This is a genomic window from Bradyrhizobium sp. CCBAU 11434, from assembly GCF_028128895.1.
In the GTDB taxonomy this organism is placed as follows: domain Bacteria; phylum Pseudomonadota; class Alphaproteobacteria; order Rhizobiales; family Xanthobacteraceae; genus Bradyrhizobium; species Bradyrhizobium zhengyangense.
This window is the reverse complement of record NZ_LBJX01000077.1, coordinates 19,058-39,129: the sequence shown is the minus strand read 5'-3', so window position 1 is coordinate 39,129 and position 20,072 is coordinate 19,058. Positions and strand designations below refer to the sequence as shown.

20 protein-coding genes and 1 riboswitch are annotated in these 20,072 nt (G+C 64.9%); of the genes, 8 read left to right on the top strand and 12 right to left on the bottom strand.

The genetic code is table 11. From position 1 onward, the window contains the following. The first annotated feature begins 47 nt into the window (after positions 1-47). Entirely contained in the window at positions 48-836 is a 789-nt protein-coding gene (locus XI06_RS16600) for an MOSC domain-containing protein (protein ID WP_271605902.1), read from the top strand. Positions 837-989: 153 nt separating this feature from the next. Here the strand turns inward: XI06_RS16600 and XI06_RS16595 are convergent, their stop codons facing one another. Beyond that, positions 990-1,628 (bottom strand): NlpC/P60 family protein, encoded by a 639-nt coding sequence (locus XI06_RS16595; RefSeq protein WP_271605901.1) that lies wholly within the window; start codon positions 1,626-1,628, stop codon positions 990-992. Between the two features lie 219 nt (positions 1,629-1,847). Here XI06_RS16595 and XI06_RS16590 point away from each other — a divergent pair, with 219 nt between their 5' ends. After that, positions 1,848-2,711: an alpha/beta fold hydrolase gene (locus XI06_RS16590; RefSeq protein WP_271605900.1), complete on the top strand. Its 864-nt coding sequence runs from the start codon at positions 1,848-1,850 to the stop codon at positions 2,709-2,711. 145 nt (positions 2,712-2,856) lie between these two features. Here the strand turns inward: XI06_RS16590 and metW are convergent, their stop codons facing one another. Together metW and metX are read right to left on the bottom strand one after the other, a co-directional pair. Then, the gene (metW, locus tag XI06_RS16585; protein ID WP_237863900.1) at positions 2,857-3,519 is read right to left on the bottom strand and encodes a methionine biosynthesis protein MetW; all 663 of its coding nucleotides are present in this window, start codon (positions 3,517-3,519) and stop codon (positions 2,857-2,859) included. A 2-nt stretch (positions 3,520-3,521) separates the two neighbouring features. Next, positions 3,522-4,724, bottom strand: coding sequence for a homoserine O-acetyltransferase MetX (gene metX / locus XI06_RS16580; RefSeq protein ID WP_271605899.1), 1,203 nt, complete (start codon positions 4,722-4,724; stop codon positions 3,522-3,524). 93 nt (positions 4,725-4,817) lie between these two features. After that, positions 4,818-4,897, bottom strand: a riboswitch (SAM riboswitch). A 206-nt stretch (positions 4,898-5,103) separates the two neighbouring features. Here metX and XI06_RS16575 point away from each other — a divergent pair. Genes XI06_RS16575 through XI06_RS16565 form a run of 3 tightly spaced genes read left to right on the top strand, consistent with a single transcriptional unit; the run spans position 5,104 to position 8,020 of the window. Further along, positions 5,104-5,952: a chorismate mutase gene (locus XI06_RS16575; RefSeq protein WP_237863902.1), complete on the top strand. Its 849-nt coding sequence runs from the start codon at positions 5,104-5,106 to the stop codon at positions 5,950-5,952. A 35-nt stretch (positions 5,953-5,987) separates the two neighbouring features. Continuing rightward, the gene (hisC, locus tag XI06_RS16570; protein WP_237863903.1) at positions 5,988-7,082 is read left to right on the top strand and encodes a histidinol-phosphate transaminase; all 1,095 of its coding nucleotides are present in this window, start codon (positions 5,988-5,990) and stop codon (positions 7,080-7,082) included. Beyond that, positions 7,079-8,020, top strand: coding sequence for a prephenate/arogenate dehydrogenase family protein (locus XI06_RS16565; RefSeq protein ID WP_237863904.1), 942 nt, complete (start codon positions 7,079-7,081; stop codon positions 8,018-8,020). Before hisC ends, XI06_RS16565 begins: the two co-directional genes overlap by 4 nt. Here the strand turns inward: XI06_RS16565 and XI06_RS16560 are convergent. The 4 genes from XI06_RS16560 to XI06_RS16545 form a co-directional block, all read right to left on the bottom strand. Beyond that, entirely contained in the window at positions 8,017-8,427 is a 411-nt protein-coding gene (locus XI06_RS16560; protein ID WP_237863905.1) for a hypothetical protein, read from the bottom strand. The two genes, XI06_RS16565 and XI06_RS16560, sit on opposite strands and share 4 nt — an antisense overlap. A 17-nt stretch (positions 8,428-8,444) precedes the next feature. Beyond that, positions 8,445-10,016, bottom strand: a complete 1,572-nt coding sequence (locus tag XI06_RS16555) for a hypothetical protein (RefSeq protein ID WP_271605898.1) — start codon at positions 10,014-10,016, stop codon at positions 8,445-8,447. Positions 10,017-10,295: 279 nt separating this feature from the next. Then, positions 10,296-10,493: a hypothetical protein gene (locus XI06_RS16550; protein ID WP_271605897.1), complete on the bottom strand. Its 198-nt coding sequence runs from the start codon at positions 10,491-10,493 to the stop codon at positions 10,296-10,298. Positions 10,494-10,626: 133 nt separating this feature from the next. Beyond that, positions 10,627-11,811: a DUF2125 domain-containing protein gene (locus XI06_RS16545; protein WP_271605896.1), complete on the bottom strand. Its 1,185-nt coding sequence runs from the start codon at positions 11,809-11,811 to the stop codon at positions 10,627-10,629. Between the two features lie 110 nt (positions 11,812-11,921). Between XI06_RS16545 and XI06_RS16540 the strand changes: the two genes are divergently transcribed. Continuing rightward, entirely contained in the window at positions 11,922-12,533 is a 612-nt protein-coding gene (locus tag XI06_RS16540; protein WP_237863909.1) for a gamma-glutamylcyclotransferase, read from the top strand. Here the strand turns inward: XI06_RS16540 and XI06_RS16535 are convergent. The 4 genes from XI06_RS16535 to ftsE form a co-directional block, all read right to left on the bottom strand. Further along, positions 12,530-13,303 carry a lysophospholipid acyltransferase family protein gene (locus XI06_RS16535; RefSeq protein ID WP_271605895.1) on the bottom strand — a complete coding sequence of 258 codons (774 nt, stop codon included), beginning with the start codon at positions 13,301-13,303 and terminating at the stop codon, positions 12,530-12,532. The genes XI06_RS16540 and XI06_RS16535 overlap by 4 nt on opposite strands. An 11-nt stretch (positions 13,304-13,314) precedes the next feature. Then, positions 13,315-14,019 carry a YdcF family protein gene (locus tag XI06_RS16530; protein WP_237863911.1) on the bottom strand — a complete coding sequence of 235 codons (705 nt, stop codon included), beginning with the start codon at positions 14,017-14,019 and terminating at the stop codon, positions 13,315-13,317. Positions 14,020-14,091: 72 nt separating this feature from the next. Next, positions 14,092-15,060 (bottom strand): cell division protein FtsX, encoded by a 969-nt coding sequence (locus tag XI06_RS16525; protein WP_271605894.1) that lies wholly within the window; start codon positions 15,058-15,060, stop codon positions 14,092-14,094. After that, positions 15,053-15,712, bottom strand: a complete 660-nt coding sequence (gene ftsE, locus XI06_RS16520) for a cell division ATP-binding protein FtsE (RefSeq protein ID WP_128954174.1) — start codon at positions 15,710-15,712, stop codon at positions 15,053-15,055. The genes XI06_RS16525 and ftsE overlap by 8 nt, the downstream gene beginning before the upstream one ends. 218 nt (positions 15,713-15,930) lie before the next feature. Between ftsE and XI06_RS16515 the strand changes: the two genes are divergently transcribed. Next, positions 15,931-16,809 (top strand): MJ0042-type zinc finger domain-containing protein, encoded by an 879-nt coding sequence (locus tag XI06_RS16515; RefSeq protein ID WP_237863914.1) that lies wholly within the window; start codon positions 15,931-15,933, stop codon positions 16,807-16,809. 61 nt (positions 16,810-16,870) lie between these two features. Continuing rightward, positions 16,871-17,245 (top strand): response regulator, encoded by a 375-nt coding sequence (locus XI06_RS16510; RefSeq protein ID WP_128954176.1) that lies wholly within the window; start codon positions 16,871-16,873, stop codon positions 17,243-17,245. Between the two features lie 154 nt (positions 17,246-17,399). On the opposite strand, the gene XI06_RS16505 is transcribed toward XI06_RS16510, so the two are convergent. Then, on the bottom strand, positions 17,400-20,018 hold the full coding sequence (locus tag XI06_RS16505) for a TIGR02302 family protein (protein WP_237863915.1): 2,619 nt from the start codon (positions 20,016-20,018) through the stop codon (positions 17,400-17,402). Positions 20,019-20,072 lie beyond the last annotated feature (54 nt).

Here is a 20,072-nt window from a genome sequence, read left to right as displayed (position 1 = left end):
AGATCGGCCGGCTTGGCGGGTGCGGGTCGAATCCCCTAAGTAGCGGCATGACAGCCAGCCAGACTGCCGAAATCAACGGCCTTTACCGCTACCCGATCAAGGGCCTGACGCCGGAATCCCTGCTCCGGGTCGTCGTGCGGTCGGGCCAGACCCTTCCCGCCGACCGCCGCTATGCCATCGAGAACGGCCCCAGCGGTTTCGACCCTGAAGCCCCCGAGTGGAGGCCGAAAATCCAGTTCCTGATGCTGGCGCGCAACGAGCGCCTGGCCTCTCTCGACAGCCGGTTCGAGGACGCGACCAATCGCCTGACCATCCGCAAGGACGGCCAGATCGTCGTCAGCGGCGATCTCGAGACCGCCGCCGGGCGTGCGGCGATCGAGGCCTACTTCACGGAGAACTTTCGGCCGGAGCTGAAGGGCCCGCCCAAGGTTCTGTCAGGTCGCGATCACAGTTTTTCGGACGTCGCCCGCAAGGTCGTCTCGATCATCAATCTCAACAGCGTCCGCGCCGTAGAGACCATGCTTGGTGGCGTTGCCGTCAATCCCCTACGCTTCCGCGCCAATCTTTACGTGGATGGCTGGCCGGCCTGGTCCGAGCTCGACCTCGTCGGCCAGACGCTCGCAATCGGACAGGCGCGGCTGAAGGTGATCAAGCGCATCGTCCGCTGCCCGGCCACGAACGTGGACCCGGTGACGGCGAAGCGCGATCTCGAGATACCACCGACGCTCTCGCGCCATCTCGGCCACATGGATTGCGGCATCTATGCCGAGGTGGTCGCCGACGGCGAGATTGGCGTGGGGGATGCGGTCGCGGTGGAGCAGCCGCAGCTCGTGTGAGCTTCGTAGGGTGGGTTAGCCCCGCGATTGCGCGCAGCGCAATTCGCGCGGCGTAACCCACCACCTCTATCACCGCGGCGACCAAAGAGGTGGGTTACGCCAGCGGATCGCGCTTCGCGCGACCGCTAGCTAACCCACCCTACGGCACCGTCGTCAATTCGGCATCACATACGCATAGATCCGGCCGCGCGAGATCGGGGCTTCGCGAACGCGGTTGCCGTTGTTGCCGGAAATCATGATCGGATTGCCCTGAGCATCGATGCCGGTGATGATGCCGACATGACCGCCGCGGCGACCGCGCGACATCACTGCGATGGCGCCGACCTGCGGGCCGGAGACGCGCGTGCCGTAATGCGCAAACGAGTTCGCCATGTCCGATCCGGTGCCTTGGTGGCCGGTTTTCTCGAGCACCATGTTCATGAAACGCGCGCACCACAGGCTGCCGCGGCCCGTCGGGTTGCCGCCGAGATAGCGGCGTGCCTCGGACACGAGGCCCGAACCACCACCGAAGCCACTGCTCGCGCCGGCACTGGCGCTCGGATCATAGCTCGCCTGCGTGTTGCCGAATCCACCCGCCTGCAACGCGGCCGCGCTGCGCTCGAAGCGCGAGCTGCGGGCCGAGTGCCTGACGTGATGATGTCTGCTGGCGTGATGCACGTAAGCGTGCCGCTCTGCGCTATGACGATGATGCGGCCGCGCCGAGGCCGGAGAAACGAACGCGACAAGAGCCGCGAAGAACATCGCCAGCGCGACAACACGACGCGACAGGCGAGACGCAAACAACTCAAACATTCTTCATCCTTCGTTGACACCCCCCCTTCCCAAAGTCGGCCCGTGCGATGGCCAAACATCGATAGGGCCGTTAAGCCATCCGATGTGGCGAGAAAAAGACGCTGCGGCAGCGAATAGCTGCGATGATTTTGCGGCAATGCTCTGATGGAGCTGCCTTATTGCGGACATCTGCATTAACTGCGATCCTGAAGGTGCGGCTTGAAGAGAGGGAAACGGTTAATGCCCCACGCCACGACCAGGGACGACGTCCGCATCTATTTCGAAGAGGCAGGTCAGGGAACGCCGATCATTTTTCTGCACGAGTTCGCGGCCGACTACACCAATTGGGAGCCGCAGATGCGCTACTTCTCGCGCGGCCACCGCTGCATCACCTATTCCGCACGCGGCTACACGCCATCTGACGTGCCCAATGGCGAGGTCTACACCTACACTCACTTCTACACCGATGCGCTGGCTGTGCTCGATCATCTCGGAATCGAGCGCGCGCATCTCGTCGGCCTGTCGATGGGCGCGTACTCGTCGCTCCAGATCGGATTGAACGCGCCGCAGCGCGCGATGTCGATGACACTCGCAGGTGTCGGCTCAGGCTCGGAGCTCGCGACTCTCGACGCCTGGCGCGAGCAGTGCCGCGCCAATGCCGAGCAATTCGAGACGCTGGGCTCGGCTGAAGTCGCAAAGATCACGCGCGAGGCGCCGAGCCGTATTCCCTTCCTGGTGAAAGACCCGCGCGGTCATGCGGATTTCTATGCCGCACTGGCGCGGCACGATTCCAGGGGATCGGCGAACACGATGCGCGGCTTCCAGGGTGGCAGGCCCTCGATCTTTGCGATGACCGACGCGATCAGGAAGGTGGCAACGCCCGCGCTGATCATCTGCGGCGACGAGGATGATCCCTGCATCGGAGCGAGCCTGTTCCTGAAGAAGCATCTGCCGGCCGCGGGCCTCGCGATTTTTCCGAAGTCCGGTCATGTGCTCAATCTGGAAGAGCCGGCGTTGTTCAACGAGAGCGTGGCGCGGTTCGTGACATTGGTGGAAGCGGGACGGTGGCCCGCGCGCGATCCTCGGTCGCTGACCGCGCACTAGGGTGACGGCGCTGCCGCGCACTCCGTCATTGCGAGCGCAGCGAGGCAATCCAGAGACCCTCCGCAGAGACAGTCTGGATTGCTTCGTCGCAGCGGCGCAAAATTGCTACGCAATATTGTCGCGAGCTCCTCGCAATGACGAGAAGCTATTTCCCCTGGCCGCGGCTCAACAGAAACACGCCCTGCTCGCCGAACAGATTCCACACCCACCATGGCAATCGCAGCCGCAGCGGACGGCCGTAGAGATCGAGCGCTTCGGCGCGTTCCATCTTGACGTGGATCTCGTCGCAGAGCTCGACGAAGTCCTTGATGGTGCAGAAATGGATGTTGGCGGTGTCGTACCAGCTCGCCGGCAGATTCTCCGTGCGCGGCATGTGGCCGCCGACCAGGAGCTGGAGGCGCATCCGCCAGAAGCCGAAATTGGGGAACGAGACGATGGCGCGGCGGCCGATGCGCAGCAGGTTTTCGAGCACGACCTTGGGCTGACGCGTCGCTTGCAGCGTCTGCGACAGGATCACGTAGTCGAAGGCATCATCGGGATAGTTGACGAGGTCGGTGTCGGCATCGCCCTGCACCACGGCGAGGCCCTTTGCGACGCAGCGATTGACGCCCTCGCGCGATAATTCGATGCCGCGGCCGTCGATGCCGCGGGTCTCCAGCAGTTGAAGCAGATCGCCATCGCCGCAGCCGACGTCGAGCACCTTCGAGCCCGGCTTGACCATTTCGGCCACCAGCAGATGGTCGGCGCGAAATGGGCCGGACTGCTCGGAGGCAAGGCCGTTCAGCGGCAGCACTTGCTGTACAGACATCGCTAGCCGTCCTTGTTCGTGAGCCCGCGCGCCTTGCCCGCCGATTGCAGGAAGGCACGGGAGATATCGAAGAACTCGGGCACGTCGAGCAGGAAGGCGTCATGGCCGCGATCGGTCTCGATCTCGGCAAACGACACCCGCGCGCTCGACGCGTTCAGCGCGTGCACCAGCGCGCGCGATTCAGAGGTCGGGAACAGCCAGTCGCTGGTAAAGGAGACCACGCAGAACCGCGTCTCGATCCCCGCGAACGCCTTCGCCAGCGCTCCGCCATGATCGGCGGCGATGTCGAAATAATCCATCGCGCGCGTCAGATAGAGATAGGAGTTGGCGTCGAAGCGCTCGACGAAGGACGAGCCCTGGTAGCGCAGATAGGACTCCACCTGGAAATCGGCGTCGAACGAGAAGGTCGGCAGCTCGCGGTCCTGCATGCGGCGGCCGAACTTGCGATGCAGCGCCGCGTCCGAGAGATAGGTGATGTGCGCGGCCATGCGCGCGACCGCGAGGCCGCGATGCGGATGGATGCCCTGATCGGCATAGGCGCCGTTGTGCCAGTCGGGATCGGCCATCACGGCCTGGCGGCCGAGCTCGTGGAAGGCGATGTTCTGCGCCGAGTGCCGGGTCGAACAGGCGATCGCCAGCGCGGAGTAGACGCGGCTCGGATAGGCCGCGGTCCATTGCAACACCTGCATGCCGCCCATCGAGCCGCCGACGACGGCAAACAGCGTATCGATGCCGAGCCGGTCGATCAGCATAGCCTGCGCGCGCACCATGTCGGGGATGGTGATGACAGGGAAATCCAGGCCCCACACCTTGCCGGTGGCGGGATTGATCGAGGCGGGCCCGGTCGAGCCCATGCAGCCGCCGATCACATTGGAGCAGATGATGAAGTACTTGCCGGGATCGAGCGGCCGGCCGGGACCGACCAGCGTCTCCCACCAGCCGGGCTTGCCGGTGACCGGATGCACATTGGCGACGTGTTGATCGCCGGTCAGTGCATGGCAGATCAGCACCGCGTTGGAGCGATCGGCGTTGAGCTCGCCATAGGTCTTGTAGGCGATCTGGAACGGGGTGAGATCGATGCCGCAGTCGAGCCGCAACGGCTGCTCGGCGCCGAACAGCGCGACCTCCGAACTCGGATGATCGACCTCATGCGACCGATCGTCGGCACTGATCGTGGGACTTGGGACAGACTTGACGCCAACCATCTCTGACCATCGACCTCGTTTGCGATCCGACTTCAGATCGCGACTGACATCAGGCCATGAAAAACCCGGCCTGAACGATAGGTTCGGCCGGGATCGGAAGCGTCCCCGGCCTGTTTAGCGAGTTTTTTAACGTGGCTGCAAGCCGGCCGGCTCAAATGACCACGGAACAGGGAAAAACCTACTGGCTTGGGCTGATTTCGTCAAGTCGCGGTCCGGATTGGGCAAAACAGCCTCTCACCTGGCAGCCTTGCAGGCCGTCATTTCTCTTTGCTTTCGCCGCCCTGACTGCCTAATCAGGACATTGACCGCAGTGGATCCGAGCTACCCAACGGGCTTGGCCGATCCGCATTGGAACGCCTCTCAACAGCTTTAGTCAGATATGTCCCAACGTCCGCCCGCGCCACCATCGCTCCAGGAATTGCGCAAGGAGATCGACGCGATCGACGAGGCCATGCATCGCCTGTTGATGCAGCGCGGCGACATCATCGACCGCCTGATCCAGGTGAAGCAGACCCAGGAGGTCGGCTCGGCGTTCCGGCCCGCGCGCGAGGCCTCGATGATGCGCGAGATCGTGCAGCGCCATCGCGGCATCCTGCCGCTCGACACGGTCGAGAGCATCTGGCGCGTCATCATCTCGACCTTCACCTATGTCCAGGCGCCGTTCTCCGTGCATGCCGACATCTCGGCGAGCGAGCCCGCGATGCGCGATTCCGTGCGCTTCCATTTCGGCTTCACGGTGCCTTACGTCGCGCATTTCAGTGCGCAGGCCGCGGTCGAGGCGGTGGCGAAATCCAAGGGTGACCTGGCACTCGTCTCGGCGACGTCTAGCCGCACGCCGTGGTGGCTGGAGCTGGAAGCGGTGGGCGCACCGAAGATCATCGCGCGCATGCCCTTCGTCGAGCGCGCCGACCATCCGGCGTCACTGCCCGTGTTCGCGATCTCGCGCGTGGCCGACAGCGCCGTTGTGACGGAGGTCGAGACCTTCAGCGTGCGCGTGTCGGGGTGGAACGCCGAGGTCGCGAGGGCGCTGTCGCCGCTCGCCGACATCGTGGCGGTGCCGGATACCGCCTTCGACGGCGCGGCGCTGCTGGTCTCGGTCACATCAGACACCAACATCGACAAGATCAGGGCTGCCTTGATCGAAGCGGGGGCCTCGGTGCGCTCCACGGCCCTCGTCGGCAGCCACGCAACGCGCTATACGGTGCCCCCGACCGGGCCGAAATCGTAAATCGCGTACCGCCTGAAGCCTATCCGGAGTTGAAGATGTCCCGCCCCGTGCCGAATCCCGGCATTCTCGATATTGCCCCCTACACGCCCGGCAAGACTCCGGTCGCCGAGCCGGGCCGCAAGGTGTTCAAGCTCTCGGCCAACGAGACGCCGTTCGGACCCTCGCCCAAGGCAATCGAGGCCTTCAGGCACGTCGCGGATCATCTGGAGGACTACCCGGAAGGAACCTCGCGTGTGCTCCGGGAGGCGATCGGCCGCCACTACGGGCTCGATCCCAACCGCATCATCTGCGGCGCCGGCTCGGACGAGATCCTCAATCTGCTCGCTCACACCTATCTCAGCCACGGCGACGAGGCGATCTCGACCACGCACGGCTTCCTGGTCTACCCGATCGCCACCATGGCGGTCGGCGCCAAGAATGTCGTTGCGACCGAGAAGAACCTCACCTGCGACGTCGACGCGATCCTGAATGCCGTGACGCCGAAGACAAAGCTGGTCTGGCTCGCGAACCCCAATAACCCGACCGGCACCTATATCCCGTTCGACGAGGTCAAGCGCCTGCGCGCCGGCCTGCCCTCGCATGTGCTGCTGGTGCTTGACGCCGCCTATTGTGACTACGTCTCGCGCAACGATTACGAGATGGGGATCGAGCTGGTCGCCACCACCGAGAACACGGTGGTGACGCACACCTTCTCCAAGATCCACGGCCTTGCGGCGCTGCGCGTCGGCTGGATGTTCGGCCCCGAGCACATCATTGACGCCGTCAACCGCATCCGCGGCCCCTTCAACGTGTCGACGCCGGCAATGTATGCCGCGGTCGCCGCGATCGAGGACACCGCGCATCAGGCGATGTCGAAGCAGTTCACCGAGACCTGGCGCAACTGGCTTACGGAGGAGATCACCAAGCTCGGGCTGAAGGTGACGCCCGGCGTCGCCAATTTCGTGCTGATCCACTTCCCGCAAGAAGGCAAGACGTCGGATGCGGCAGACGCCTATCTCACCAAGCGTGGCCTCGTGCTGCGCGCGCTGAAGAACTATGGCCTGCACCATCAACTGCGCATGACCATCGGTACCGAGGAGGCCAACCGCCTCGTCGTCGAAGCCTTGCGCGACTTCATGGCCGGCAAATGAGCGTGGACCCGCACTTCCAGCGCGTCGCCCTGATCGGCTTCGGCCTGATCGGCGGCTCGATCGCGCGCGCTGCGAAGCTTCAAGGCCTGGCCGGCGAGATCGTCACCACCGCGCGCTCGGAGAAGACGCGCGCGCGCGTGCTCGAGCTCGGCATCGTCGACAAAGTCGTGGCGACCAATGCGGAAGCGGTGAAGGATGCCGATCTCGTCATCCTCTGCATTCCCGTCGGCGCCTGCGGGCCGGTGGCGCAGGAGATTGCTGCGCATCTGAAGCCCGGCGCCGTCATCTCCGACGTCGGCTCGGTCAAGGGCGCTGTCGTCAAGGACATGGCGCCGCATCTGCCGAAGAACGTTCATTTCGTGCCGGCGCACCCCGTCGCCGGCACCGAGCATTCGGGTCCTGATTCCGGCTTTGCCGAGCTGTTCATCAATCGCTGGTGCATCCTGACACCGCCTGAAGGTACCGACGCCGAGGCGACCGCGCATCTGCGCGCATTCTGGGCGGCGATGGGCGCCAAGGTCGAGGTGATGACGCCGGATCATCATGATCTCGTGCTCGCGATCACCAGCCATCTGCCGCATCTGATCGCCTATACCATCGTCGGCACGGCCGACGAGCTGGCGCAGGTGACCGAGTCCGAAGTCATCAAATTCTCCGCGGGCGGCTTCCGCGACTTCACCCGCATCGCGGCGTCAGATCCGACGATGTGGCGCGACGTCTTCCTCGCCAACAAGGATGCGGTGCTGGAGATGCTCGGCACCTTCACCGAGGATCTGGCAAAACTCACCCGCGCGATCCGTCGCGGCGACGGCGAGGCGCTGTTCGACCATTTCACCCGCACCCGCGCCATCCGTCGCGGCATCGTCGAGATCGGCCAGGATTCGGCCGCAGCAGACTTCGGCCGCCAGCATGGGCAGCTCGACAAGAAGCAGAGCTAGCGGCGATCCCTCACCCGCGCGATGCGGCGCCGCCCGGCAAGACCGGCGCCAATCTGCAGGCACACGCCCAGCATCCAGGTGGCGCCGAACAACAGATTGTCCGCGGCATCGGACGTCTCGTCGAACACGAAGGCGTAAAGCGCGAGCAGGCCGGCTCCCGCCGCGAGGAACGTGCCGGTCGCGCTGGCAAGACCGATCAAGGGAGCGCGCGGAATGTCGATCCCGAGATATGCGCCGATCATCCCGAGCACGATCAGAAGAAGCGTGAACTCGACGGTGTCGAACCAGGGCAGCTCGGCCCGCATCAACAAGGCCGCGACAAAGGTCGCACCAACCGCGCCCGACATCGCCAGGCCAAGCCGGGCGACGATTTGCGCGAGCCGAAGGATCAGAAGACCGTCGGACAATTGCCACTCACGATGGTCTAGAACGGGTAGTAGCGGATCTGCGTCATGACGATGTTGTCGTCGGTCTTGGGTGCTCCGCCGACACCGGCGAAGGCGAAGCGCTGCGTGTAGGAATACTGCACGCCGGCTTTGAGCGTGCCGTAATTGCCCTGGTAGACGGTGTCGTAGATGCCCGCGGTGATTTGCCGGACTTCCCGGGTGTTGCCGTTACAGGTCGCGGCCGGCGTGTTCTCGGTGAAGCAGCCGGTGTTATTGTAGAGCGGATTGCCGTAACCGAACGGCACCGTTCCCACATTGGCGAAATTCGCCTTGGCCTTTTCGAGACCGGCGTAGCTGTAGACGTCGAGTTCAGGCGTTGCGTGCCAGATCAGGCCGACCGCGGCGGCGGTGATCGTCAGCGGCAGCACCGTGCCATCCTGCGCCACAGCCGCATCGGGGAACGGCGTCGCCGTGAAGCGGCCGAGCACGCCATGTGCACCATAGAGCTGGAGGTCGAGGGTCTTGGGAATCAGCTCCGCGAAGACGTGACCGCCGAAGCTGCCGGTGTCGTAGGTGTGGTTGGCGCCGTTGAAGCGATCGAACAATTGGCGATAGAGCGCCCAGGCTTCGACATGCAGCTTGTAGGGCCCGAGCCGCGGATCCCACGCCGCCTTGGCGGTGACGTCAGGCACCTGGTTCAAGCTAACATTGTTGAGGTTGTTGAAGAAGCTGCCGCCCGGTCCGGTCAGATTGACCTGGACGTTCGGGTTGATCACGCCCTGCGGGCCGACCGCGGGCGTACCAACCGTCGGCGTGTTGCCGCCAAAAAACGCGGTCTGCGCATTTTCGACTGAAGCCGCGATCTTGAACTCGGGCCCGATATCCTGCCAGACGCGCAAGCCCGGTTGCCGTGCTGCCAGGAATCCCGGAACGGATTCGAAATCGATCACGCCGGGCGCGTCGACGCCGCGGGGATCGATGCCCGACCTTGTCGGCGCGTTCAGCGACCAGGACTGGCCGGCCAGGAAGTGCAGGCCGAGATCGGTGCGGTCGAGCTCGAGGCTGAGCTGCCGCATGCGCGGGTTGAAGGAGTTGGTCGCAACCGAGCTCGCCGTCTGCGCAGCGCCCTCGAAGTCGATTTCACCGTAGCCGGCGAGATGCGTATCGGGATTGGCGTTGCCTTCGGCGAGCACCGAGAACCTGCTCTGGCGCGCCGAGAAGCGCGTCTCCGGCACGAAGAAATTGTGGGCTTGCTGATAGGGAATGAAATTGTAGACCGAGCCGGTGTCGGACGCGATGTTGCGGGAGCGGTAGATCCCGGTGAGATCGACCCAGCCGCCGAATGTCAGCGTGATGCCCTTGTAGCAGATCTTGCCGGACGCGCAGGGATCGGCGGGCAGCGCCTTGTAGGTTGCCGCCATCGGTGCGGCCTTCGACTGCGCCGCTTCGACCTGGCGCGTCTTACGTGCCTCCGAATCCACCTTCTGCTGCAGCTCTTTCAGCTTCGCCTTCAGCGCCTGGATTTCGGACGCGACATTGTCGTCGGCACGCGCCTGTCCCGAACAGGCAGCGAGTAGTCCCAGCATCAGTCCGCGTGTGATGATCCGCACGTAAGCCTCCCTCCGCTTGGGAAGCAGATTCTGGCCGTCGCGCCCCCGGCGCGTGCGTGCTTCCCTGGTGTGGAGTGATGGGATTGGGACTGCTGTTATTCGCTGGCTCGTGCATCTTCTGCATCACGTTTTCCTGACGATCATGTTCGGAATATTTTGGTGGCGTCCCCGATCCGCATGCGCGCGATGACTGCGGGACTCACGCAACGCGCATTGGGCCCGGCCGGGACATGGCCGGGCCCAACTCCGCGACGCGCAAAATCTCAAGGGGGATGGCGGCTATTGGCCCTTGGTCGCGCGGATCACCGTGGGGCGCGGTGATGTCGAAGGCAAATTGGCCATGGTGTTGCGTGCTGCCCGACTCGCGACAGCGCGATCGAAGGCGGCTGGCCCGCGCGACTCCCACTGTGAAAACGCAGGCGTCGCAAGCGCGGCAGTGACGGCGATGGTGGTCACGAACAATCTGGACATCGTCATGGTGTTCTCTCCTGCCTGCTCGGCCCGCTGCATTCGGCGGGCGACATGGAGAGAGACCGGACTTTCCGGCTCCGCATTCCCGATGCGAGGCCGCCGCGTCATCACATCGGCGCGAAGGCGCCGTGACCGCGAATCAGTACAGCGGCGGAATCTGACCGACCTTGAACGGGCCGAGCAGGACGGCGCCATCGACGAATTTCAGCGGGAAACTGCGCGCCTTCTTGCCCTCGAGCGTGCTCTCGGTGCCGATCGAGTTGATGCCTGCGGCAACGCCGGCATTGGCGTTCTGCTTGATGACCTTGCCGAGGCCGGGAACGGCACGATCGAGCGCACCGAAGAGATTGTTGAGGTCCTGCGACTTCACGCCGGGCACAACACGATCGAGCGTGGCCTGGGGCACGCCCTCTTCCAGCATCTTCTCGATGCCGAGCGCCGGGATAACGCGCTCGAGGCCGGTCACCGTCATCTGCAATTCGCCGTCCAGTCGGCCATTGGCCGAGAGGCCGAGCGTGCCGGCTGCGACTGCGATCATCTCGCCCTGCTGGATGCGCGACTGCACGATCTCAATATGACCGCCGGCGGCCTGGATCTCGCGGAAGCGCTGCGGCCATGGCTTTGGCGTGAGATCGGAGAGGCCGCTGATCTTGGCGCGCGTGTCCGCTTCGAACGGCTCGGCGAGCAAGGGATGCACGCCCTGAATGCTGCCTTGCGAGACCTGAAGCACGGTCTCGATCACAGGATGAGCCGACGTCGATCCATCGGCGAGGCGACCATGCAGCTCGATCTGCTTGGCGCGCGCGAGCGGCACCTGCACCGAGCCATCGAGCCTGTTGATGCTGGGATCGTCGAACACGATGGAGGCGCGCTCCGGCACCGCCGGCAAGCCGATCACGCTGCTGCGGCCCTTGCTCCAGTTCACCACGAAAGTGTTTTGCGTCACGCCGTCGACCAGCGTGGCCGGCGCCGTGAATTCCGCAATGACGTGTTTGGGATCGTAGACCTGCCCGACGACCAGGATGTTGTCGAGCTTGGCCGTGAACGGCGTCTTGCTCGCATTCTGCGAGACCAGGGCGACGCTGGCGCCGGAGCACTGGACCTCGAAGCGGAACGGGAAGCCCGCGATCGAGCGCTTGGCGCAGTCATAGATGCGGCCGGCCTTGGCCTCCTGCGCGCGCCAGGCATCGGCGGCGATCCCGGCCTGCGAGGCCGCATAGAACCAGAAACCGCTCCAGGCGACCGCGAGGATCAGGAGGATGACGGGAGCAATGAAGAGCCCCCAACGGGAGCGCCGGCCTGCGGCAACGGTCATATCGGACATGCGGCGACCCTTTGGCCCCAGATTTTGTCAAATGTAAGCGAGGCTGGCCTCCAACGAAAGGCGGAGAATTCGCTTCGCTTGGGCCCTCGCTTCTGGTAGCCGTGCCCGAAATGTCGGAAATCACCCTCCCCACCGTCACATCAGCCAAGGGCGACCTCTGGGTGTTCGGCTATGGCTCGCTGATGTGGCGGCCGGGCTTCGAATTCGACGAGCGCGTCCCGGCGCGGCTGGTCGGCGAGCACCGCGCGCTTTGCGTCTATTCCTTCGTGCATCGAGGCACGCCGGAGCAGCCGGGTCTCGTGCTCGGGCTCGACCGCGGCGGCGCCTGCCGCGGCATCGCCTTCCGCGTCGCTGAGAAGAACCGCGCCGACGTCGTCGCCTATTTGCGCGCGCGCGAACAGGTGACCTCGGTCTATCGCGAGGTGATGCGCTCGGTATGGCTGGAGAATGAAGCGCGTGAACGTGTCTCGGCGCTCGCCTATGTCGTCGACCGCGGCCATGTGCAATATGCCGGCCGGCTGTCGCTCGCCGATCAGCATCGCCATGTGCTCCAGGGCCACGGACAGTCCGGCGCCAACCGCGATTATGTGACGGCGACCGTGAAGGCGATCGAGGCCGAAGGTTTTCGCGACACGCAATTGCATCAGCTCGCCATGATGCTGCATGGCGAGGTGCATTCGTCGCACGCGCCGGCTCCCGACGAAACCCGGGACAGCCGCTAGCTGTCCGTCGGAGCATAGCTCGGCGCGCTGCCGATCAACTGCTCCTGCTCTTTCCGTCCTGCTTCGACAATGCGACCGGTCGCATCCTCGATCACGGCTTGCACGCGCGCGAGAAACTCATCCTTCGGCAGGCCCGGCGGCAGCGGATCGAGGAACTCCACGACCAGCGTGCCGGGATAGCGCATGAAGGTGCGGCGCGGCCAGAACAGGCCGGAATTGAGCGCGATCGGCAGGCACTGCACGCCGCAGGATGAATAGATCTGAGCAAAGCCGGTCTTGTAATCAGGCGGCGCCCCCGGCGCGCGGCGGGTGCCTTCCGGAAAGATGACGAGCTGACCGCCGCCGCGCACCGCCTCGCGTGCGCGCCGCGTCATGTCGAGCAGCGCCTTCACGCCGGCTTTGCGGTCGATGGCAATCATGCCGGTCTTGACCAGGAACTGACCGAACACCGGGATCTGCATGAGCTGGCGCTTGAGGATGAAGATCGGGCGATAGAAGAAGCCCGGCAGCACGAAGGTTTCCCAAAACGACTGGTGCTTCGCGACGATCACGAGCGGCCCTTCCGGAATCTTCTCGACGCCGCGGAATTCGACCTTGATGTTGCAGACCACGCGCATCAGGAACAGCGTCGCCTTCGCCCACCATTGGGCAACCGTCAGCAGGGCGCGCGGCGGCAACGCGAAGGTCGGCAGCGCCACGATCGCAAGGCACACCAGCACTGTATAGAACAGAACGTTGAACAGCAGCGAGCGCAGGAAAATCAGGAACATCAACAATCCGATCAATTGGCCTGTGCGGTGGCGGGCCGCCTGGATTGCAGGCCAAAAGGCTGCTCCGACATCTCGGGCGAAAGGTCAATCCCGAAATCTTCCAGCCGCACCCTCACCTCGGCCGCGATGTACTTGACATATTCGGACATGAGCAGCCGCAGCGTCGAGGCCGAGGTCCACCACGGCTCCTCGCGCCATTTGTCACCGACCACCGCGAAAGGAACGAGTGTCGTCTCCGGCATCGCATGCGAGAATTCCACGAGCGCGCGGGGCATGTGGTAATTCGAAGTGACAACGATCAGCGATTTGAAGCCGCGCCCCTCGGCCCAGCGCCGCGCCTCCGCCGCGTTGCCGCGGGTCGTGAGCGCGGTGCGGTCGAGGTCGACACAGCAGGTCATGAAGGACTGGTTCTCCGGCAGCGTGCGCGAAATATCGTTCGCCGTCGAGGTCGGGTGCACGCCCGAGATCAGGAGCCTCTCGCCGTAGCCCGCCGCGAGCAGCTCCATCGCGTCCGAAACCCGCGAGGAGCCGCCGGTGAGGACCACGATGCCGTCAGCCTTGCGGCTGGGGGCGATCTCCACGCCGCGCAATTGCGACAGGAAGGCGATGAAGCCCGCCGCCGCGCCGACAAAGGTGAACGCGATCGTCGACACGACGGTCGCGCGGAGCCAGCCGCGCGGCATTTTCGGCGATCGATCGTCGGTCGGCGAGGTCATGTGATGTCGGTGATCCCTTCCCCGGATGATTTTAAGACGTTTTGAGGCGAAGTGGAGTCCGGTTTATCGCACTCAATCCACGTCATTCAGCGTCGCGAACAGGGTTTGGCGCGAGGCGACCGCGGTGATTGCGCCGATCAGGACGGCCTGCACCGCGAGCACGACGTAGCCTGATGGCCGCAGCGAGAAAGTGCCGAGCAAAGCTGCGAACTGGTCGCCGACAGGGGTGCCGGAAAACCAGCCGGCGATCGACTCGGAGAAACCAAACAGTAACATGGCGACGCCGCCGCCGATGACGCCGCCTTCGAGGCCGAGCCGGAGGAAATGCCGCAGGAAATGATTGGCGATGTAGCGATCGCCGGCACCGACGAAATGCAGCACTTCGACGATCGGGCGGTTCGCCGCCATCGCGCCGCGGGTTGCGAAGGAGACCGAGATGATGGTCGCGACGATGACGAGTGCGAGAATGCCGATGCCGGCGAACACGGTGGCGTTAGTCATCGAACGCATCCGTTCGATCCAGGCGCGGTGATCGTCGACGCTGGCGCTCGGCGCCACCTGCGTCACGTGGGCACGCAGTGCGGCGAGGTCGAGTGCCGTGCCAGGCTGCACGCGCGCGATGATCATGCGCGGGACCGGCAGATCGTCCATCGAGAGGCCAGTGCCGAGCCAGGGCTCGAGCAGCTTGCCGCTCTCCTCTTTGGTAAAGGGCTTGACCTCGACAATGCCGGCTTGCGCGCGCATTGCTTCAGTGACGGCAACCGTGTCGCGCTCGATGTCGCGTCCGGATTGCGGGCGGACCTGAATGGTGATCTCGCTGGCGACATCCGACTGCCATTCCGCGGCCGAAGCGCTCACCAAGAGCACCGTGCCCGTCGTCATCGAGGCGAGGAAGGTCATGATAGCAACGACGGCGACCAGTGCGCGGCCATGGATCGAGGCGCGCGGCACGATCGGGGACAAATTGCGCGCCCTGGCCGGTAGCGGCGGACGCTCCTGTCCGAGGTCGACCAACACGCCGCGCTCGTCGGTCCTACTCATAGACGTGCAGCCGTCCCTGATGCAGCACGAAGCGGCGCGCTTCGTACTGGTCCATCAGCGCGATATCGTGGGTGGCGATGATGACGGCGGTGCCTGATTTGTTGAGCTCGATGAAAAGCCGCAGCAAGCGTCGCCCCAGTGTCGGATCGACGCTGCCGGTCGGCTCGTCCGCGAGCAGAAGTTGGGGCCGCGAGATGACCGCGCGCGCGATCGCCGCGCGCTGCTTCTCGCCGCCGGACAGGATCGGCGGCAGCGCATCCATGCGGTCACCGAGACCGACCCAGCGCAGCAGATCGATGACCTCCTTGCGATAGCTGGATTCGCTGCGGCCCATGACGCGGAACGGCAGCGCCACGTTTTCATAGGTCGTCATGTGATCGAGCAGGCGGAAATCCTGCAGCACGATACCGATGCGCTTGCGCAAATCGGCGATCTCGTCCTTGCCGAGCTGGGAGATGTCGTGGCCGAACAGATTGACGAGGCCGCGCGTCGGTCGGTGCGACAGGAACAACAGGCGCAGCAGCGACGTCTTGCCGGCGCCGGACGGGCCGGTGAGAAACTGGAAGGAATGCGCCGGGATCTGGAAACTGAGGTCGCGCAGGATCTCCGGGCCCAGGCCGTAACGCAATCCGACATTTTCGAACCGAACCAAAGCTCAGCTCCGTTCGAGGGGGACTCAAGGCCGCATCGCCAGCGAGGCTTCGCCGCATGCGATCAAGGGGTTGTGCGACCGTTATGGTTTCCGGTTCGTTAACGGTCGCCCTGTAGCATCCCCGGCAGCATTCCTAGAAGTCCCTTCTCAGGAGAAGCTTGGCGCAGGAGAAGCTTGGCGCCAGGTTCCCTGCGACAAGGTCATCGTCGAGGCCGTCCATGCATATCGTCTGCCCCCATTGTATGACATCCTACGCCATCAAGCTTGCGAGCCTTGGGGCCAACGGGCGGACTGTCCGCTGCTCCCGCTGCAAGAAAACCTGGATCGCCCATCCCGAGGACGCCATCGAGGAGGCCGTCGTGCCGGCCATGGCCGCAGCCAGCCAGGCCGACGACCAGTCCGACCTCGCCGAGCAGTGGAACACTTACGCCAAGGACGATAACGCCACCGAGACGCCGGTGGTCGACAGTCCCTCGATCGCCAGCGACTGGCCGACCGAAGATGCCGCGGAGGCTGAGGACGAGTGGTCGGCGGCGGCCCGGGCCGCGGAAGAAGAAGTCGTCGGGATCCAGCACCAATCCTGGTTCAGCGGCCTGTTCAGCCGTCGCGGGGCCAAGGTGAGCCGGCCGACACCCGCCGTCGCCCCGCGCAGAACCTATTACGGCCTGCCGATCGCCTGCGCCGCCATGGGCGCGCTGGTGCTGGCGCTGGTGATCTGGCGCGGCGACATGGTCCGCCTGCTGCCGCAGACCGCGGCCTTCTACAAGCTGGTCGGGCTGGAGGTGAACCTGCGCGGGCTCGCCTTCAAGGACGTCAAGCTCTCGACCGAGACGGTGGACGGTAAGCAGGTGCTGGTGATCGAGGGTGTAATCGTCGGCCAGGGCAAGAAGCCGCTCGATATTCCGCGCCTGCGTTTTGCGGTGCGCGACGCGCAGGGCGCCGAGATCTACGCCTGGAATTCGGTGCTGGAGCAGACCGTGCTGCAACCCGGCGAACGCGCCTTCTTCCGCTCGCGCCTGGCCTCGCCGCCGCCGGAAGGCCGCAATATCGACGTTCGCTTCTTCAACCGGCGCGACATCGCCGGTGGCAGCGTATAATCAGCTTGCAAACGTCCCGCGCGGGAAGGTTCGTCCCAAGGATCGCCCCAAGGATCGTCTCATGCCAAAAGTGTTGATTGCCGACGACGAGGATTCGATGCGCCAGCTGGTGGCGCGCGCCATCGCCATGGACGGCCACGAGACCGTCACCGCGCAGGACGGCGCCGAGGCGCTGGAGATACTGACCCGCGAGGACGGCGCGTTCGATCTGTTGCTCACCGACATCCAGATGCCCGTCATGGACGGCATCGCTCTGGCGCTCTCCGCCGCGCGCGACTTTCCCGATCTGACTATTCTCTTGATGACGGGTTTTGCCGACCAGCGCGAGCGCGCCTCGAATTTGAATGCGCTGGTGCATGACGTCGTGACCAAACCGTTCTCGGTTGCGGATATCCGCACGGCGGTGGCCGATGCGCTCGCGGCGAAAAAGGGCTAGCAGCGATAGTGTCGCCACACATTCCGCCGTCATGCCCCGCGAAGGCGGGGCATCCGGTACGCCGCAGCCTCTCGATTGAATCACAACCGTCTCTGGAATACTGGATCGCCCGCCTTCGCGGGCGATGACAGCCGGTTTGTGGTGGCTTCGCCCCTCAAAAATCCTTCAGCAGCCGCTCGATATAATCGAGCTCGATCTGCGGACGCGAGGGGTCGCCGAGGCGGCGGCGGAGTTCTTCGAGAATGCGGCGGACGCGCTGGACGTCGATCTCGCCGGGGATCCTGACCGTGTAATCGTCGCCGAATTCGTGGCCGCGCAACGGACGGCCGAGCGGGTCGGTCTGGTTGCCGCCGCTCTGCTGGCGACCGGCACGATTGCCGGGACCGTCGCCCTGGCCGTCGCCGTCGCCCTGCTGCATCGCCTCGGCCATCTTCTGCGCACCCTTGCGCATCGCCTCCAGCGCCTTGCCCTGGGAATCCACCGCACCGTCAGCATTGCCTTCGCCGAGCTTCGAGCCCGCATCGCCCATGGCGTTGTCGGCGGAATCGAGCCCGCCATCATCATCACCCTGATCGGCATCCTGATCGCCGTCCTGGCCGGACTGCGCCTGGTCGCCTTGCTGACCTTCCTGGCCCTTCTGTCCCTGTTGGCCTTTCTGGCCCTTCTGCGAGAGGCCGCGCTTGGCCATTTCGTCCTGGAGCTTCTTCAGGCGATCGCGCAGCGCCTGCTGGTCCTGCTGCAGGTCCGACATCGACTGGTCGCCCTGCTGCTGCTTGCCGCGCATCCGATCGCGCCGGGAATCCTGGCCCTGCTTGTAGGTCTTGTCCCGCAATTGCTGCTGCTTGCGGATCATGTCGCCAAGCTCGTTGAGCGCCTGCTCCATGTCGCTCTCGCCGGACTGTCCCGGCTGGGCCATCTGGAGGCCCTCCAGCATCTGCTGAAGCTGGTCGAGCAGCTGCTTGGCCGCATCCTTGTCGCCCGAGCGTGACAGGCGCTCCATGCGGTCGATCATGTTCTGCAGGTCCTGCTGACGCAGGATCTTAGTATTGGGATCGAGCGGACGCGCGAGATTTTGCGCATCCTTGTTGTTGCGGAACTGCTCGGCAAGCTGGCGCATGAAATTGTCCAGCGCCGCCCGCAGATCCTGGGTGAGCTTCTTGATCTCCTCGTCGCTGGCGCCGCGGTCCAGCGCCTGCTTCAGCGCGTCCTGTGCCGCTCGGAGCGCCTTCTCGACATCGGAGATGTTGCCGTCCTCGATCGTCACTGCGAGCGCCCACAGGCTCGCCACCACCTCGCGCAGTGCATCATCGGTGCGCGCCGCCTCGAGCTGGCGGGTGACGCTGTAGAGGCCGAGATATTGCCCGGTCTCCTGCGTGAACAGTTCGGGCGCGATCATCAGCGCGTCGAGCGCGGTGTAGACGTCGGAATTCTTGTTGGCGTCGAGCGCGAGGATGCGGCGCTGCTCGATCAAGGCGCGTGCGAGCGGCTTGGTGAACAGCCGCTCGGGCAAGCGCATGTTGAACGGATCGCTTCGCGCCTCGTTGCCGGCCTCGTCCTTGGCGGTGAGTGTCAGCGTGACATCGGCACCGGCATAAGGATCCTCGCTGAGATCCTTCACCGTCTGGCCGACGCCGTTGCGGGTGCGCGCGTTCGGCAGCACCAGCGGAAACTGCGGCGGCTGGAATAGCGGGCGCGCCGCGGTCTTGTTGTCGCCTTCCTTGCCGGCATCGGCGGTCCGTGGCGCGACCTGGGCTTCAGCGCCGGTGACGCCGTAATCATCCTCGATCTTGTAGACGAGCTGGAGCGCGCCGCGCGCCTGACGCTCCGGATCCTTGGCGAGCGCGATCGTCGGCGGACGGTCCGGCGTCGCAGCAAAGGCCCATTGCGGCTGCCCCGAGGGCGCGCGGACATGCGCGGTGCCATCACTCGTGATGGTGAAATGCTTTTCGTTGGTGCCCTTGGGCGCGGCTTCCTTAGGCTCGGCTTCCTTGAGGCCGCCGGAGACCACGACATCCAGGCTTCCGCCGGAAGAGCGCACGATCAGGGTCGAACCGGCGGGAACGGCGAGCGGGCCGGAGGCCGGAAGCGCTGCAGCCTCCTTGTTGGCGGCCGACAGGATCACCGGCGGCTTGCCGGTGTAGAGCGGTGGCGTGACCCAGGCGTCGACGCGGATATTGGTCGGCGCCAGCACGCCGTTCCAGTCGAAGGCTGCGCCGAGCCGCATCGCACGCTCGTCGCCAGCCGCAAAGAAGGTCGCGACCAGCATCACCATCACCAACGCGCGCAGCGCCCAGGGATCGTGGATAGCGAGGCGCGGGTGCGGCAAGCCGGCGCGGATGCGCTTGAGCGAAGCCAGCGTGCGCTCGCGCTGCGCCTGCCAGAGTGCCAGTGCAACCGGATCTTGCGAGGTCAGCGTGTCCGTGAGCGTCGTGGCGGGGCGATGGCGAATGCCCGAACCGCGGTCGAGCCGGGCGAGCGCCTCTTCGCGGCTCGGCCAGCGAAACCGAATCAGCGGGAACAGGGCGGCAACCGCCAACCCTGCAAAAATCACGAGGCCGATGGCGCGGGCGACGGAGGGCAGCGCCAGCCAAAGACCGGCCCAGGACACCACCAGAAACAGGCCGACAACGGTGAGAACACGCGCCAAACCCGGCCAGGCACGCTCCCACGCGATGGCATAGGTGGACCGCACAAGGGCCTGCGCCAGCTTCAGCCGCGACAGAGCATCACCATCACGGTTCGGGGCTGACGGGTCGGGGGTGACGCCGTTCAATCAACTCTCCAAGTTACCCGGCGGAGTGGAGCGTACCACAACGGCAGCACTGAG